The 15,577-nt window shown below is 45.9% G+C and carries 9 protein-coding genes and 1 pseudogene; 4 read left to right on the top strand and 6 right to left on the bottom strand.

What is annotated here, in order from left to right; translation table 11 throughout:
- The first annotated feature begins 24 nt into the window (after positions 1 to 24).
- From IEY13_RS02380 to IEY13_RS30490, 3 genes and pseudogenes are all read left to right on the top strand, one after another.
- Entirely contained in the window at positions 25 to 1,557 is a 1,533-nt protein-coding gene (locus IEY13_RS02380; protein ID WP_188950308.1) for a glycoside hydrolase family 28 protein, read from the top strand.
- 234 nt (positions 1,558 to 1,791) lie between these two features.
- Positions 1,792 to 2,505: pseudogene (locus tag IEY13_RS30500) on the top strand (NIDO-like domain-containing protein); the annotation flags it as partial.
- Between the two features lie 4,812 nt (positions 2,506 to 7,317).
- Positions 7,318 to 9,042, top strand: a complete 1,725-nt coding sequence (locus IEY13_RS30490; RefSeq protein ID WP_505661237.1) for a CARDB domain-containing protein — start codon at positions 7,318 to 7,320, stop codon at positions 9,040 to 9,042.
- Positions 9,043 to 9,105: 63 nt separating this feature from the next.
- Here the strand turns inward: IEY13_RS30490 and IEY13_RS02370 are convergent, their stop codons facing one another.
- From IEY13_RS02370 to IEY13_RS02345, 6 genes are read right to left on the bottom strand one after another with little or no spacing between them, the layout of a single operon-like run.
- A complete protein-coding gene (locus tag IEY13_RS02370; RefSeq protein WP_188950305.1) occupies positions 9,106 to 10,728 on the bottom strand; it encodes a flavin monoamine oxidase family protein in 1,623 nt (540 codons plus the stop codon).
- 10 nt (positions 10,729 to 10,738) lie between these two features.
- The gene (locus tag IEY13_RS02365) at positions 10,739 to 12,289 is read right to left on the bottom strand and encodes a polyamine aminopropyltransferase (protein ID WP_188950303.1); all 1,551 of its coding nucleotides are present in this window, start codon (positions 12,287 to 12,289) and stop codon (positions 10,739 to 10,741) included.
- A complete protein-coding gene (locus IEY13_RS02360; protein WP_188950301.1) occupies positions 12,282 to 12,488 on the bottom strand; it encodes a DUF350 domain-containing protein in 207 nt (68 codons plus the stop codon). The genes IEY13_RS02365 and IEY13_RS02360 overlap by 8 nt, the downstream gene beginning before the upstream one ends.
- A gap of 17 nt (positions 12,489 to 12,505) precedes the next feature.
- Positions 12,506 to 12,694, bottom strand: a complete 189-nt coding sequence (locus IEY13_RS02355; protein WP_188950299.1) for a hypothetical protein — start codon at positions 12,692 to 12,694, stop codon at positions 12,506 to 12,508.
- Positions 12,684 to 14,585: a DUF4178 domain-containing protein gene (locus IEY13_RS02350; RefSeq protein ID WP_188950297.1), complete on the bottom strand. Its 1,902-nt coding sequence runs from the start codon at positions 14,583 to 14,585 to the stop codon at positions 12,684 to 12,686. The genes IEY13_RS02355 and IEY13_RS02350 overlap by 11 nt, the downstream gene beginning before the upstream one ends.
- 4 nt (positions 14,586 to 14,589) lie before the next feature.
- On the bottom strand, positions 14,590 to 14,943 hold the full coding sequence (locus tag IEY13_RS02345; RefSeq protein ID WP_188950295.1) for an S-adenosylmethionine decarboxylase family protein: 354 nt from the start codon (positions 14,941 to 14,943) through the stop codon (positions 14,590 to 14,592).
- 92 nt (positions 14,944 to 15,035) lie between these two features.
- Between IEY13_RS02345 and IEY13_RS02340 the strand changes: the two genes are divergently transcribed.
- Positions 15,036 to 15,464: a DUF6157 family protein gene (locus tag IEY13_RS02340; RefSeq protein ID WP_188950293.1), complete on the top strand. Its 429-nt coding sequence runs from the start codon at positions 15,036 to 15,038 to the stop codon at positions 15,462 to 15,464.
- The last annotated feature ends 113 nt before the right edge of the window (positions 15,465 to 15,577 follow it).

Genomic DNA, 15,577 nt, shown 5'->3' with positions numbered 1-15,577 from the left:
TACCGCCCGTTTTAAACGCAAACAATGAAAAAAACAACAGGGTTACTGCTGTTAATGGCCTGCATACAAGGGCTGAATGCACAGCAAAAAGTATATAATATCACCGCCTTTGGTGCCGTACCAGATTCCACTACCCATAACACCCGCTTTATTCAACAGGCTATTGACAAAGCCGCCGCCGCCGGTGGCGGGCAGGTACTGGTGCCTGCTGGTAAATTTGTTACCGGTGTACTGCATATAAAAACAGGCGTAAACCTGCACCTGGCAGAAAATGCAGTACTGCTGGCTACCACACAACGTATGGATTACGGCCCCGCCAAAGCCTCCGCCCTTATTGTAGCCGAGAACCAGCAGAACATAAGCCTTACCGGCAAAGGCGCTATAGATGGCCAGGGCGAACAACTGCTGGAAGATATTTTTCGCGTATTGAAACAGGGCATACTGAAAGATGCAGAATGGCAGCAATATAACGACTGGGGCCAGATGCGCCCCGCAGAAAACAACCGCCCCAAACTGATTATGTTTAGCAACTGCAACAATGTTACCGTAAAAGGCATTACCATAAAGAATGGCCTGTGCTGGATACAGGACTACCGCAGCTGCACCAATATGTTGTTTGATAGCATTAAGGTAGTAAGCAATACCTTTTTAAACAATGACGGCATTGACCTGGTTGACTGTAAAAATGTAAAACTAACCAACAGCTTCTTTGATGTGGCTGATGATGGTATCTGCCTTAAATCGCACGATCCCAAAAGCTATTGCGAAAACATTTACATAGCCAATTGCACCGTACGTTCCAGCGCCAGCGCGTTTAAAATGGGTACAGCCTCTTTTGGCGGCTTCAAAAAAATTACGGTAGACAGCTTGTATGTATACGATACCTTCCGCTCTGCCATTGCAGTAGAAACCGTAGATGGCGGCGTAGTAGAAGACATAAACATTCGTAACATTACCGCACGCAATACCGGCAATGCCATTTTTATAAGGTTGGGCAAACGACGCGCAGAACGCCAGCCAGGTACACTGAAAGGCGTGTACATAAGCAATGTAAAAGTGCAGATACCGGCAGGCAAACCCGATGCAGGCTATAACATGGAAGGCCCCCGCGAGTTATATGAGCACAATGTATTCCCCTCTTCCATCACCGGCATTCCCGGCCACCCCGTAGCAGATATTACACTGGAAAACATTGATGTGGAGTATGCCTTAAAAAGCACCAATCACATAGGAAACGTAAACGTAGATTCCCTGCAAAACATTCCGGAAAACATAGCCGCCTATCCGGAATTCTCTATGTTTCGCGAGCTGCCTGCCTGGGGCTTTTACGTACGCCATGCCAACAACATTACCATAAAGAATGTACGGTTTAGTTACACCGGTAAAGAGTTTCGCACCAACAGTATTTTTGATGATGTAAACCGGTTAACGCTGCAGAATTTTCAGGTAACAAAAGCAGCTGCCCAACCCGTAATTATTCTCAATAATGTAAAAACGCCGGTACTAAGTAAGGTGTTGACACCAACAGAAGACCAATCAGCCATTCTGATTAAATAAAAAATAACTTTTCACCTTATACTGTATTTACCAAAAGCACCCACCCAGATGCTTTTGGTAAATTACGCAGCTAACCAATTCATTCTCAAACACCAAACACAAGTACAGGCAGCTAACTTATAGCTCCCAACCTTCTACAACCATCAGCTGGCAAATTGCTGGCGTTCATTGGCAAAAAAGACTTGCCGGACCTGAGCAATAAGTTTTATTTTGTAAAAAAAGCCCAAACTCCTTATGTCCAGGTTCATTTGCCCCCTATTGCTTATTGTACTCCTTTTTTTTCCCGTATTTAACCCGCTATTCGCTCAAAAAGCATCTGCGTATAATATTACAACTGGCACTTCGGGCTCGCTGAAGGCCGATAAAAACGGCAATCAGATTAATCTTGCCAACGCAATTGACCTTACAATGGAAGGCTATCAGTTTGCCGCTCCTTTTGATTCAATAGGGTTTCCTTTTGTTTTCATGGGGCGTGTTTATACACATCTCCGCATAGGACACAACGGAATGGTAGGCCTTGCAGTAGCTAACACCCCATGGAATATCATTACCAGCACCGCTCCTAATAAACTCACCAGAAAAGTAGTATACCCTCCTACTTCCTATATGCCCGATCAGGGAGCCGTGCTTGCTGCTTTCTGGGATGATATGCGTACTGCAAACGTAAGTCCCACCACCAGAAAGCTGATAACAGGCACTGCACCTAACCGATGTCTTGTAATAGAGTGGAACGTAACAGTAAACGCCTCTTCTACCACTGCTACGCAAGGAGGAGATGCAACATTCCAGGCAAGGTTATATGAAAGCACTGGCGAATTAGAATATGTATATGGCAACATGAACGTAGGCCCTTCGTCTGGTAACGTTACAGCTTCAGTAGGATTTACTGCCGGTGAAGCGGACAATCAATTTCTGGCGCTGAAAAATCTTAGTACCCTATCGTTCACATCACTGGCATCGGAAGAGCCAGCCACGCAAATGCTGGTAAACCGTTCAACTGCCGGTACAATAGCAGGGCTGCATGCTGCAAAGGATGGTGAAAGAAGATACTTCCGGTTTCAACCACCTGTGTTAACTGGCAATTTCAGCAACATAACCATACAGGAAACCGGTGCAACCGCTATGCGCATTAGCTGGAATGACAATTTCACCAATAAAACCCATTACACCTTATACCACTCTACAGACAACATTACTTTTGCTGCCGTAACAGACCTGCCTGCCAATACTACCTCGTATATGGCTACCAATCTTGAATATGGAAAACGCCACTACTGGAAAGTTACCGCCTTTACAGAGGGCAGCATGCAAACATCTTCTATTGCTTCCGACTCCACACGCTGTAATTTAAAAGGTAGTTTCTCTATTGGAAAAAGCGGATACTTTACAAGCATAGGTCAGGCTTTTGAGGCTATAGGCAACAAAGGAATGACCGGCAGCATAACACTCGAATTATTAAAAGACTACAATAGCACAGTGGAAGCTTTTCCATTGACTTTCCCTAAAAAGGTCTATTGCCGTACGCCTGATTATACAGTATTCTTAAGGCCTGCAGCAGATGTCACCAACCTGGAAATTGCCAACACGGGCAGCACGCCTTTATTAATCATCGACAGCGCAGATAACATTATCCTTGATGGAAGACCAGGTGGCACAGGAACGCTAAAGGCACTCACCTTAACCGGCCGTGGCACAGTAATACTAATGCAAAATGCTTCTGACAACATCATCAGATATCTCAACATACGATCAGACTATAGCAGCCAGTGGGCAGGTGCCATTACCATGGCGGGAACACTTGGCAAAGGATGCGACAACAATATCTTTGACCAATGCAACTTCTCTGACAATAAAACAATGCCCCGGTTACATCTCAGCTCCATTACCAGTAACAATATAGAAAACAGCAACAACCAGGTAACCGGATGCAACTTTTACAATTTCACTACGTGGGGCATCAACCTGGAGAAAGGCAACAAAGCATGGCTGATAAAAAGCAACAGCTTTTATGCAACCAAAGAAATAACAGCCGACAGTACTGATTGTGGCATCATTGCAGCTTATGACAATGAAAAAACGGTAGCGCATCTGATTACAGAAAATTATTTTGGAGGCTCTGCTCCCCATGCCGAAGGCAACCCGATGAAGGTATCTGCCCAGAAATACTATATCATATCTTCTTATGGCGATTCCCGGATCATAGGCAACACTTTTAAAAAAATCAGCACCAGCCTTACAAGCAGGTATGTTGCCCATAAAGCTGTTTATATAGGCAAACCAAAGTTTAACAATACTACAGATACAATACGGAATAATACCTTTGGTGGCAGTAATATAGCAGACTCCATCTCTTTTAGTAACAATACAGGTAGTACCAATACAGGCATAGAAGCTGAAATAAACCTGATTAATGCTGAATACAGCGAAAGCAAAGTAGTTATTACAGGCAATACAATACAAAACACCAGACTGTATAGTTCTTATCGTTTTAGTACAAACTTCTCGTTTATCAATAGTTCTTACTCAAAAAGTGAAATAAATGATAATCAGATAGGAACACCTTCAGACGGAAGAAATTGCGGAAACTTTACAGGTGGGCGAACCTTTGGCATTTTTGTAAGAGGTTCAATGGCAGACGTAAATAACAACCTTATAACACGCCTCCATTCAGCAGCAGATTTGGCCGGAATTTATTTTATGATGTCTTATGCTTTTTTCCTGGAAGGCCAGGTATCCGGAAATACCATTTCCCATCTTACCGGCGGTTATGATCCTGCATACTTTTACCACTATAATGTCTGCGGTATATATTCAGATGGCATGGACTGCAATGGCATCAGCAAAAATAAAATATACAGTCTTACAGCAGAAGGCAGCCGGGGCACACTGAATTATACATATGGTATTTATATCCGTTCAGGCTACAGAACACCTGTATCGGGTAATTACATACATTCTCTCTCCGCCGGCTATGGATCAGTTTACGGCATAAGCGCACCGGGTGTTAAACAGGTAGACAATAACATTATCAGGCTTGGACTGGATAGTATGGGTAACATGATTTCTACCAGCGTACTTGCCAGAACTACCGGCATAGAGGGCGGTACAGATATAATACATAATACCGTGTACATTGGAGGAAATACAGCAGTTGATTCAGGTACCGCTACAGGCGTTTCTGCAAGCGGCAACTTTTACAACAATATAGTGGTGGTTAAACGCAGCTTCTATATCTCCGGCAACGGACGTAATAACATTATAACAGGAAACTTTTATAACCCGGGTAAATACAATAACAACGTATATTACGGAACGGGTAAAGGCACAGTTTTCTCCGATTTCAACCTTGACACATTTGATAAATGGCGCTCTTATTTTCATGCCGATACAAGCTCTGTATTTGCTGAACCTAACTTTATACTACCGGATGGTCCGGCTGCACAAATGAATCTGCATCTGGCTTCCCCTACACCTGCCGAAGGAAAAGGGAATACCCGGTTTACTACCACTGCTGATTTCGATGGAAATACAAGAACCGGAAAAACCCCTGTAGATATTGGGGCCTATGCTGTTACCGGAGAAACCCAGGATAATAGAATGCCCTTTATTATTCCCGATTCTGTACCCGGACACCACATAGATTCACTACAGATTATAAGAGCAACCATATCGGATGAAACCGGAGTAGACACATCTGCCGGAAACAAACCCAGAATCTGGTTCCGGAAATTTTACCCAAATACAAGCGAATGGTATAGCCTTCCCGGGCAAATAACAGGAGGTAACATCAGGGAATCCAGATGGCAGTTTCCCGTAAACTATGCTACAGCAGGCTTACCGGTAACCACTACCGATTCAATAGAATGCTATATAGTGGCCCGGGATGCAAGCTCTTTCCGTACCATTGGCTCAGCACCATTTTTTACAGGAAACCATACCCACGTAAGCACACAGGACACTCTTCCATTACTTACCTTTCATTATAAAATTTCAGGCCCGCTTGCCGATACTATGTGGGTAGGTAAAGGACAAACATTTACCTCACTGACTAACGAACTGGGCGCCTTTCAGGCAATTAATCAGGGTATCGCACGCAATAAAGGCGTAATAGTTGCTATTACCTCCGACCTGGACGAAAAAGGCACCTATGGCTTGAATTATTTTCCTTCCAACGGAGGCACTGGTTTTCTTAAAATTATTACAACCACGCCGGTTGTAAAGGTTATCACCATCACTTCAGGAAATCCACTCATTAAAATAACGGGCTCCAGCAATATCACTTTTGATGGAAGTGTAAACGGTGCAGGCAGATACCTCAGACTCATAAACAGCTTTAACAAAGTAATTTACCTGGATGGTTTCCCCTCTAATAAAAACATAACTATTCAAAACCTGGTTTCAGAAACCAGTTCCTACGATCAGTCCAATATTTCAATTTATTCCGGAGATACCAATATCATCATCCGTAACTGCGAAATTAAAGGAGCCACAGGCAATCCCGGAAATACCGGTCAGATGTATTACGGAATAGTTACAGGTTATGGTGCCAGAGTTACTGTTATCGGAAATGAAATTTCCAATTTTGCGCGTGCAGGTATTTATATGGATGCTCCGGGTGATAGCTGCGTAGTACAAAACAATCACTTATTCAATAGTTACCACAGGAATACCTATTCCTATACAACTGGTATTGGCTTAAACACATTTCTTGCCGCAGGACGAACCTTTAGTGGAGGACACATTATTTCGGGCAACTACGTTGGCGGTAGTGCTCCTTATTGCAAAGGTGAGCCGTGGGAGGTGCCAGGAAACTATGGCACCGTGCCGTCTCCTTCGTTTATTGCAATTATGGCATCTTCCTCTCCTACCCAAAAAAGTCAGATCTACAATAATACTGTCCGCAACATCACCATAGGCGAGGCAGCTTCAATGGATTTCTGGGGTATTTCCACAGGCGGATTGGTAGAGGTAAAAGACAACATGGTAGGTAATAAAGAGGTAGCAGATGATATATTGGTAAAGTGCAAACAAACTGTTTACACCGGCACCGCGCTTAACATGGTTGGCATAAGTGTAACCTCCGACTCCGGAGCAATTGCTTCGGGCAATACAGTGGCAAATATGACCGCTTCAACCGACACGGCTATTGCAGTAAGAGGCTTACATATTAAAAATGTTGCTCTTACTCAAAAAAACACTATTATAAACATAACCGCCAATGGATCGCAGCTACAAAAGGCGAACAATTACTCCATTGCAGGTATGTTTATAAATACCAGTTCCGCCGATATGGTTATCCGTCAGAATATTATTCATAACATCCACAGTACTGGTATTAAAGCCAATAAACTGGCAGCAGGTATGCTATTTAACAACACAACAGCCGCTGCAACCACCGCTAAAGTAGAGGTAGCCCGTAATCAGATCAGCAATATAACCAACCAGTCAATAACCGGTGGCGACATAACAGGCATACAATTAGAAAAAGCTAATTATAATATAGCCAACAATCAGATAACCCTCTCTAATGCAGACAATGTAAACGCTGTTACAATAAAAGGCATTGGAACCCAAACGGCAGACACCGTTCAAAAAATGAACATACTGTTCAACAGCATTTGCATTAGCGGAAATACAACTAATAACACCGGCAGGTCTTATGCAGTGCTGCTTAACGCAAACAGAAAAATAAACAAGTTCTTAAATAACCTGCTATATAATGGACGCACAGGCAATGCCAATTTTGCATTGGGGGTAAACATGCCGGCATTTAATAACCTTCTCTGGCCGGCAGCAGCTTCAGATTACAATTTTATGGTAACTGCTGACTCTTCCACCACTATCGAACAGGCTAATAACACCAGCACCCTTCGCGTATTTAAAAAACTCAGCGGCGGAGACGCCTCTACATTTGCAGCCCTGGCAGCAGATGTACCCAAAGATTCGTTATTTCAGCAATCTGGCAACGGAACCCTGTTAGTAAATACCAGCGCCTCGCAATGCTGGTATATAAACGGTAAAGGATTGCCCATTGATAATATAGGCGAAGATTTCTATAACAACAACGTACGCTCCACTGCAATAAGCACAGGCCCGGTTGATATTGGAGCTGAAGAATTTACACCAGCCGCCGATCCCCAACCGCTTTTAACCAACGGCAGACATAGCCGGGGTGGTTCTGATACATTAAGCCTGAATGGACGAATAGCAGCAGTAATTGAGTGGGAGGATACTGGTACACTGCCAGAACTGGGTAAAGCAATGTGGTATAGCGGTATCTGGCCCAACGACACCACTAACAATGGCACAGCAGAACATGCGCGCTTTATGAGTGGGTTCTGGAAAATACCCGCTACAGGCGGCAATGGTTACAAGTATAGCATAACCTTCTTTTACGACTCTGCCATGCTGGGTAAAATACAAGATGCACCTACCATGGTCATCAATAAAAAACAATCCGGCATAGCAGGTAGCTGGCAGGCAATAACTCCAACCGTAGTAAATACAATACAGAAAACCATTACAGTACGTAACCTTACCTCTTTTTCAGAATTTACAGCAACAGATGCATCGGCTACATTACACAATGGTGTTCAACTACCCGACCTGTATATCAGTAAGCTTACATACAATACCAGCACCCCTGTAACCGGAGACACAGTAACCATGTCCTTCACAATATCAAACAAAGGAAAAACAAGTGCTGGCAGTCATAAAGTGAGCATATATCTATCTGCAGACACAGTTTTAACACCTGGAAAAAACAAGGACACACTGCTTACCACCTATGAGCACACCTCTGTAATAGAGTCTGGCGCGGAAGCAGAGATAAAAAACAATTTGTTAACAATTCCCTGTAACCTTGCATCAGACAACTACACTGTTTTTATTGTTGTAAACGGAAACAACACAATAAAAGAAGCTGATACCACTAACAACATATCCCGTTTCACCATTGCGATAAAGAAAATGGCAGTAACAATAACGCAAACTGATACTACTATTTGCGCTGCTACGCTGCCCTTATCTGCAACAGGTGCCACGTCCTACTCATGGCTACCTGTAACAGGCTTAAATACCAGCACCGGCGCAACCGTTCAGGCAACCCCTTCCACTTCTGTTACTTATATAGTAACCGGCAGCAGAGGAACCTGCACAGCCACCGACTCTGTGCGGCTGACCGTTTATTGTGAACCAGTAACACCGGAAGCACCAGTACAACCAGAAAGAATAACACAGATAAAATGTACTCCCAACCCAACTAATGGTTTGCTTACAATAGCCTTTACGCTTAGCCAGCCGCAACAAGTTAGTATAATCGTTACCAACAACGCGGGCATTCCGGTGTACCGCAATGCCGCAGTAAGAAGAACAGGAACTGTGAAAGAAGAAATAGATCTGCGGGGAATGCAGACGGGCCTGTACTATGTCCGGATTATAGCGGAAAACGATACAGCGGTAGAAAAAGTACTGCTGATAAAGTAAAAGAAAAGGCGCCGGAAGCCCCGGCGCCTTTTTATAACCACAATGCTGTTAAAGCTTCAGTTTTTAAGAAACAGGCGTTGTTATCAGGTGCTCCATAACCGCATCAGCCGCCTGTATACCCTGGTAAAACGCTTCTTCAAAAATGCTCACACCCGCCACATCAGTATGTGCAAAGTGAATGTTGCCATTCACAGGCTTTCGTAACTGCTGGCGTACTGCGCCATGAATCATCTGCGGCAGGGGCTGTGCCATGGCATGCGCATGTATCATTACATCTATCCGTTCCGTTTGGGTGTCAATATCCGGGTGTACTATCCGTAAATCATCCAGTATCATCTGCACCCATTGGGCATGTGTGCGTTGTTGTGCCAGCTTGCGTTCTTCCACCGCAGAAGCTGTTGCTAAAGGCCGGTAATAGGTAAGTACCCGCTTAGGCTTCAGCTGCTGTAATTGCTGCTGCGTGGCATCTACATATCCCAGCGATGCGCCACCGTATATTACATTATCCCAGCTGGCAGGTGCACCACTACGCTCGTACAATTGCTTAACCGTTAAATTAGCCACCACCCAGGGCGTATAGTGGTAATGCGCATGTAACAGCGGCATACGTTCCGCCGCATCCGGCAGCAGCCTGGCAGCCACAAACTGCGGTATAGCCATAATACATTGCCGGGCATCAATAGCTTTCAGCTGTTTCTGTTGCACATCGTAATAATGCACGGCAACACCGCCTTCTACCGGAACTACACGGGTAGCCAATGCCTGTGTACGTATAGCCCCCTCCGTATCATGCCTCAGCTGCTCCGCCAACCAGCCATTACCCTGCGGCCAGGTAAGCACATCGTTAGCAGCCGCATTGGCAGCACGCCCCTTACGGCAGGCAAAATAATGTATGCCTGCCCAGGCACTCACTTTATCTATAGTAGTTCCAAAATCATCTCTGGTGCAGTAATCTACATACCAGTGCAAATAAGGGCTGGCATATCCCTGCTGCTGCAGCCACTGCTGCATGGTTATACTGTCCAGGGCTGTATATACCGGGTCTTTGCTGGAGGCATCTACCGGTATAGCAAACGCTTCCTTTCCATCCTTACCCTTCGCCGCACTCCACACATGCATCTGATGCAGAAAGCGGTCAATATCTGCTTTATCTGCTGCACCAATGCCCGAGGCAGGTATCAGCCCATCCTGCCAGCTGCCGTTAATATATAACCGCTCCTGCGGGTCGCTACACAGGTAAAACTCATTATACACAGGCAACCCTGCAGGGTTATAGCCGGTAACCACCCCGCACGCTTCTAAAAAAGAAAGATATTCAGTAAGATTATTATTGGGTACCGGTACATAATGCGCACCCCAGGGGTAGGCGCTTACTGCATTACTACCAGATGAGGCATTACCACCCGTATGGCCTTCCAGTTCCAGTAAAACCACGTTTTGATGGCCGTTCCTGTGCAGCCGGCGCAGCGCGCTCAGGCCACTGATGCCGCCGCCTATTATTACCACATCTGCCCGCTCTGTGGTTACAGGTGCGCCTTGTAAAGCACCATCCCGTACCAGATGCCCCACTGCTGCCGAAACACCCTTTATTTCACCCGCAATAATTGTGGGCCGGGTACACGCAGCCGGTAATAATGCACCTCCTGCCAGGGCAGAGGTAAGCTGTATAAACTCGCGTCTGTGCATGCATCCATATTTACTGTTCCGAATAATTGCCCCACTCCTGCTCAAAGTATTCTACCAGCGCCTGATTATTCAGGCGGTTTACCGCTAACGGCTGCTGCGTTTTCATATCATCCGGAAAATACAGCATCTGCTGCATCACCCCTTTGTTAATGTAACGCGCCGGTATAGCAAAGGTATCCGGCACCTGATAGGAAGGACGTTGGGTTATCATTACATACCCCCACTCACCAAACGAAGGCACATAATTGTGATAAGGAATGGTAGTAAAACCTACCGACTGCAACGTAGCGTTAATACACCAGAAACTTTTGGGCGCCACAAAAGGCGAGGTACTTTGTATTACCGCATAACCGGCTGGCGATAAAGAACGTTTTACCAGTTGGTAAAAAGAAGTGCTGTATAATTTGCCGATAGAGAAATTGGAAGGATCAGGAAAATCGATAATAATACAATCAAACTGCTGCCGGTTATCCCGTAACCATACAAAAGCATCCTGATTAAACACTTTCACCCGTTTGTCAGAAAAAGATTGTTTGTTAATAGCCGTTAAAACAGGCTGCGTGGTAAAAAGCTTTGTCATAACCGCATCCAGATCAACCAGTGTAACCGCTTCCACGCCCGGATACTTCAGTATCTCACGCACCGCCAGCCCATCGCCCCCGCCCATTACCAGCACGCGCTTTACCTGGGGCGAAGCCTGCATAGCAGGATGTACCAGTGCCTCATGATACCGGTATTCATCTGCCGAAGAAAACTGCAGGTTGCCGTTAAGAAAAAGCCGTAACTCCCTATGGTTGCGGGTTAACACAATACGCTGATAAGGAGAGGAAGTGGCATATACCACCTTATCCGAAAACTGAAGATGCTCGCTCAGCTTCATAATAGCATCCGCACCAATAAATGCCGCCAGCTCTGCCAGCAGAAACAACAGCGCCGTAAGCTGAATAGCAGCCGTACGTTTTACCTCGCCCTTAAACCGCCGCAACAGATACCACCCCACCAGTATATTCAGCATACCAAAAAACAGCGAAGTACGTATCAACCCCAGATACGGCACCAGCAGCAAAGGAAATATAAGAGAAGCCAGTAAAGCGCCTACATAGTCCACCGCAAACACCCGGCTCACCAACTCTTTAAAAGCCACCCTATCCTGCAGCAAACGCATCAGCAACGGTATCTCTAACCCCACCAGCACGCCGGTTACAAACACAATGGCGTATAATATTAACCGGAAAGAGGCTGCCAGCGGAAAAGTAATAAACAATACGGCAGAACTAAAACCACCTACTATACCCACCAGCAATTCAATCTGAATAAACCGGCGCAGCAGGTGCCCGTTAAAAAACTTAGACAGATAAGAACCTACCCCCATAGAAAACAGGTACACACCTATAATGGTGCTGAACTGGGTAACACTATCGCCCAGTACATAACTGGCCAGCGTACCCGCTACCAGCTCGTAAATTAAACCGCAGGTGGCGATAATAAAAACAGCCGTAAGCAGCAGCCACTCCGCACTGTTGCCCCGCTCCTCCACATGTTCCTTATCCGTATTATCCATGTATGGCAGAAGCTATAATGATGGCAATGGCAAGCATAAAAAAGCCCGCCAGTACAGCCAATGGCATGTTCTTGTTTTCCAGTATCTCCTTACGCAGGTTATGGCGTGGTGTTAACCATTCTGCCAGTGCAAAAGTTACCACCAGTATGGCAATACCTATAAACGAATACACCACAGAACTTACAATGTAGTTATACATATAATTGTTTTTAGCTGTTATTTATGTCTTACCCCCGGCCTGCCACCCGCACTCCACTGGCGCTGGCCGGTAGAAAAAAGCGATGCAATACGGTATCCCGTAGCATCTGCATAGGCCTCCCACAATACAAACACTACCGTAATGATGATAAACCACCGGTAGGGATATAAGGAAGACGCTTTCTGAAAAAAATGTTTATTCATCATATGTGTAGGGCGAATAATCACTATTATACCATCTGGCCTTGTCTGCCATCCATACGCGTATATAGGTTACCACAGGCCATATCAGCAGCAACCCCAGCAGCAGATAAAAATTAGAATCCACCGCTACGTTCCGTTTCAGTTTTACAGATACCTCAGTTACCTGTTGCCGCGCAGTACTATCCTGCGATAGCTGCGTACGCAAAAAATACTTTCCCGCAGGCAAACCACTTACCACATCAGAAGCCTGGGTACTTCCTTCCGACCAGCTTTCCCCATCTTCATACCCATGGTAATACTCCACCCCCTGCGATAAGCCATGCGCCTCACCCGTTTCAGCATTTACCAGTTCAAAATCAGCGCCCACCCACGAATCATTCACATCGGCGTGCGTACTTAACTCCACGTTATTACGCCAGTTGGGCAGGCTAAATGTTTCAGATACCAGCACAGGTGCCGTTTTACCGGCAGCATCTGCCCAGCCATAGTTTTTTTCCAGCACCATAGTTTCTGTACCGGTACGGCCCGATAACAGATGTACCCCCAGTAACACCAACGCTGCAATAAACGTAACCAATACCAGACGCCGTGGCTGTATAAAAGGCGGGGATAACATGCCCATCTCCTTTTCCTTCGGCAATTGCACACCAAAAGCTTTCTCCAGGTCTTTCCGGTCAATATATTCACCCAGGTAATAACTCACCTGCTCTTTGCTGTCTTCTTCTTCCGCCCACATATATGGCGGATGAATAAATTCCCGGCAGCGGGTAAAAGCCGCACCAAATGCCTTTCCCGGAAACTCACCTTCTGCCGCAACAATCCGGTAACCGTACCGGCTATACAAACGAAAAGTCTTGCGCTTATAACTAAATTCTTTTATCGCCGGCATATTGGCAATAACCGGTGCCACCTCCTGCTCCCGGCTGTAAATCCAGTTGCCTTCATATTCACTCAGCCACGCATATCCCTCTGCACGGTTATACAGCACATATTCACGCCACTTGCTTTTATACTGCGTGTTATCCTGCTTTACCGCATATCCAATCAACGTATACGATATGCCTTTTATAACGCCGGTAGCACCCAGCCGGATGGCAGATCTGGTATTGCCAAAGGCACCATCTTTCCTGAACTCACCGTCTTTTTCCAGCTCCAGCTTTGCACCGCACTGGCAGGCATAACTTTCGGCATAAGGGTAGCTTACCAGCTCAATCCTGTTTTTACAACGGTTACAAACTATCTTCTCCGGTATTACCACAGCCTCATTCAGTTGCTGCAATTGCAGTTGTGCAAAAGTGCAGCTATGCACCTCAAATGCCGCCACAATAGTATCCACCGTAGCCAGTGTTATATAGTCGCCATTAAGCCGGGCAAAATCATAAAAAACAGGCTTCCGGTCAAAGTAGGCTCCAAACACATCCCACGCTTCCCCCTCTGCCTCATAACCCACACTCCGGGCTATGCTTTCCAGCACGCTTTTCTGCCCGTCCACTTCGGTATGCTCCCCCGCTTCGCGAAACACTTTCAAATCAATAGCAGGCGCAGGCGAAAATTTAACCAGCATGGCATACAGCCCATACCCTTCACTCAGGTACTGCACCAGGCCATCTTCCATCATTACCGTCCAGAAGTTTATCAGCCCATCTTCAAACCGGTAACGTACCCGCCCCAGCACCTGAAAGGCTTTTCCGTGCCAGCGCCCGGTGGTGCCCGGCTGTATAAGATCGTTACTGGTGCGTATGGCCTTTACCGGTTTCCGCACCGGGGCAATACCATCGTACCGGTAATGAACAGTGCCGCAGCCACCGCAGGCCATCCATTGCGTATCCTTACTAACAAAGGAAAGCGTGGCATTGCAGGAATCGCAGGCATAAAGTCCGTTCACGGTTGCCATAAGCTTATCGGGTAATATTTTGTTGTTGAAGTATCTCTGCCTTAAAAAACAAAACCAGCGCCGTGTAAATGGCCTGTACCGTTCCGTCGTTGCTGCGCTGGTGGTTGCTCAGGTATATATCCAGGTTCACTTTCCCAAACTCCGGCCAGGTATGCACAGAAAGATGGCTTTCACTTAAACAGATAACTGCCGTAAAACCGGCAGGCGAAAAATGGTGATATACCTCACCCAGATTATGCAGCCCGTAAGCCGCAATAAGCCGGTCAGCCTCTGCCCGGAAAGCCTCATAGGTGCTCAGCAACGCAATCTCCTTTGTTTCCAGCGTTGCTACAATATGGGTGCCTGGTATGTATTTCACAGCGCCAATTTATTGCATTCCGCATTGCCACGCAATCACATTTGCCATTAATTTTACCTGGAAAGCATTTTAAAACACCAATAACCACCCGTATGAATAAAAAAGAAAAGGTACATACCACCAATTACCTCAACACTTTTATTGAGGTGGCAGAAGATTCCACCGCCACAGAAGGCAAGGTTCCCCAGGCAAAAGGCGACAATAAAACCGTGGCCGAAATGCAATACCAGCTTATTGCCGCACACCCGTACAAATACACCTCCGATGATGTACTGTTTCAGGTATATGCCGATAGAAACGATCTTACCCGGAGCGAATACAAGGCAGCAAGAGAACAATTCTTCTCTAAAGGCCAGGCCTGCCTGCGTGCCTCCCCCCTTACTAAAAAAGCGGGCTTTGGCATTCATGCAGATGAGGAAGGGAAAATTGCCCTGTATGCTGTTAACAGCCCCGAATACAACACATTTGTAAAAGACCCGGCTGTTAAAAAAGTAAAAGCCATGCGTAGCGCTAAAAAATAAGCCGGAGGTAAATTATTTGGCCGTTCCACCTGTTACACCATAAATTTGCGTACAAACAACGCAAACCAACGTTTCGTTACCATGGCTCACTACCTGTAACAAGGGTGGGCCAC

The organism is Filimonas zeae (assembly GCF_014641615.1).
In the GTDB taxonomy this organism is placed as follows: Bacteria; Bacteroidota; Bacteroidia; order Chitinophagales; family Chitinophagaceae; genus Filimonas; species Filimonas zeae.
The sequence above is the reverse complement of the archived record's forward strand: the minus strand, read 5'-3'. Positions and strand labels throughout refer to the sequence as shown.

What these genes read in the sequence shown, in the direction of transcription:
- IEY13_RS02380 (WP_188950308.1), top strand. Translation starts at nt 25, where the DNA reads ATGAAAAAAACAACAGGGTTACTGCTGTTAATGGCCTGCATACAAGGG.
- IEY13_RS30490 (WP_505661237.1), top strand. Translation starts at nt 7,318, where the DNA reads ATGCCGGCATTTAATAACCTTCTCTGGCCGGCAGCAGCTTCAGATTAC.
- IEY13_RS02370 (WP_188950305.1), bottom strand. Translation starts at nt 10,728, where the DNA reads ATGCACAGACGCGAGTTTATACAGCTTACCTCTGCCCTGGCAGGAGGT.
- IEY13_RS02365 (WP_188950303.1), bottom strand. Translation starts at nt 12,289, where the DNA reads ATGGATAATACGGATAAGGAACATGTGGAGGAGCGGGGCAACAGTGCG.
- IEY13_RS02360 (WP_188950301.1), bottom strand. Translation starts at nt 12,488, where the DNA reads ATGTATAACTACATTGTAAGTTCTGTGGTGTATTCGTTTATAGGTATT.
- IEY13_RS02355 (WP_188950299.1), bottom strand. Translation starts at nt 12,694, where the DNA reads ATGATGAATAAACATTTTTTTCAGAAAGCGTCTTCCTTATATCCCTAC.
- IEY13_RS02350 (WP_188950297.1), bottom strand. Translation starts at nt 14,585, where the DNA reads ATGGCAACCGTGAACGGACTTTATGCCTGCGATTCCTGCAATGCCACG.
- IEY13_RS02340 (WP_188950293.1), top strand. Translation starts at nt 15,036, where the DNA reads ATGAATAAAAAAGAAAAGGTACATACCACCAATTACCTCAACACTTTT.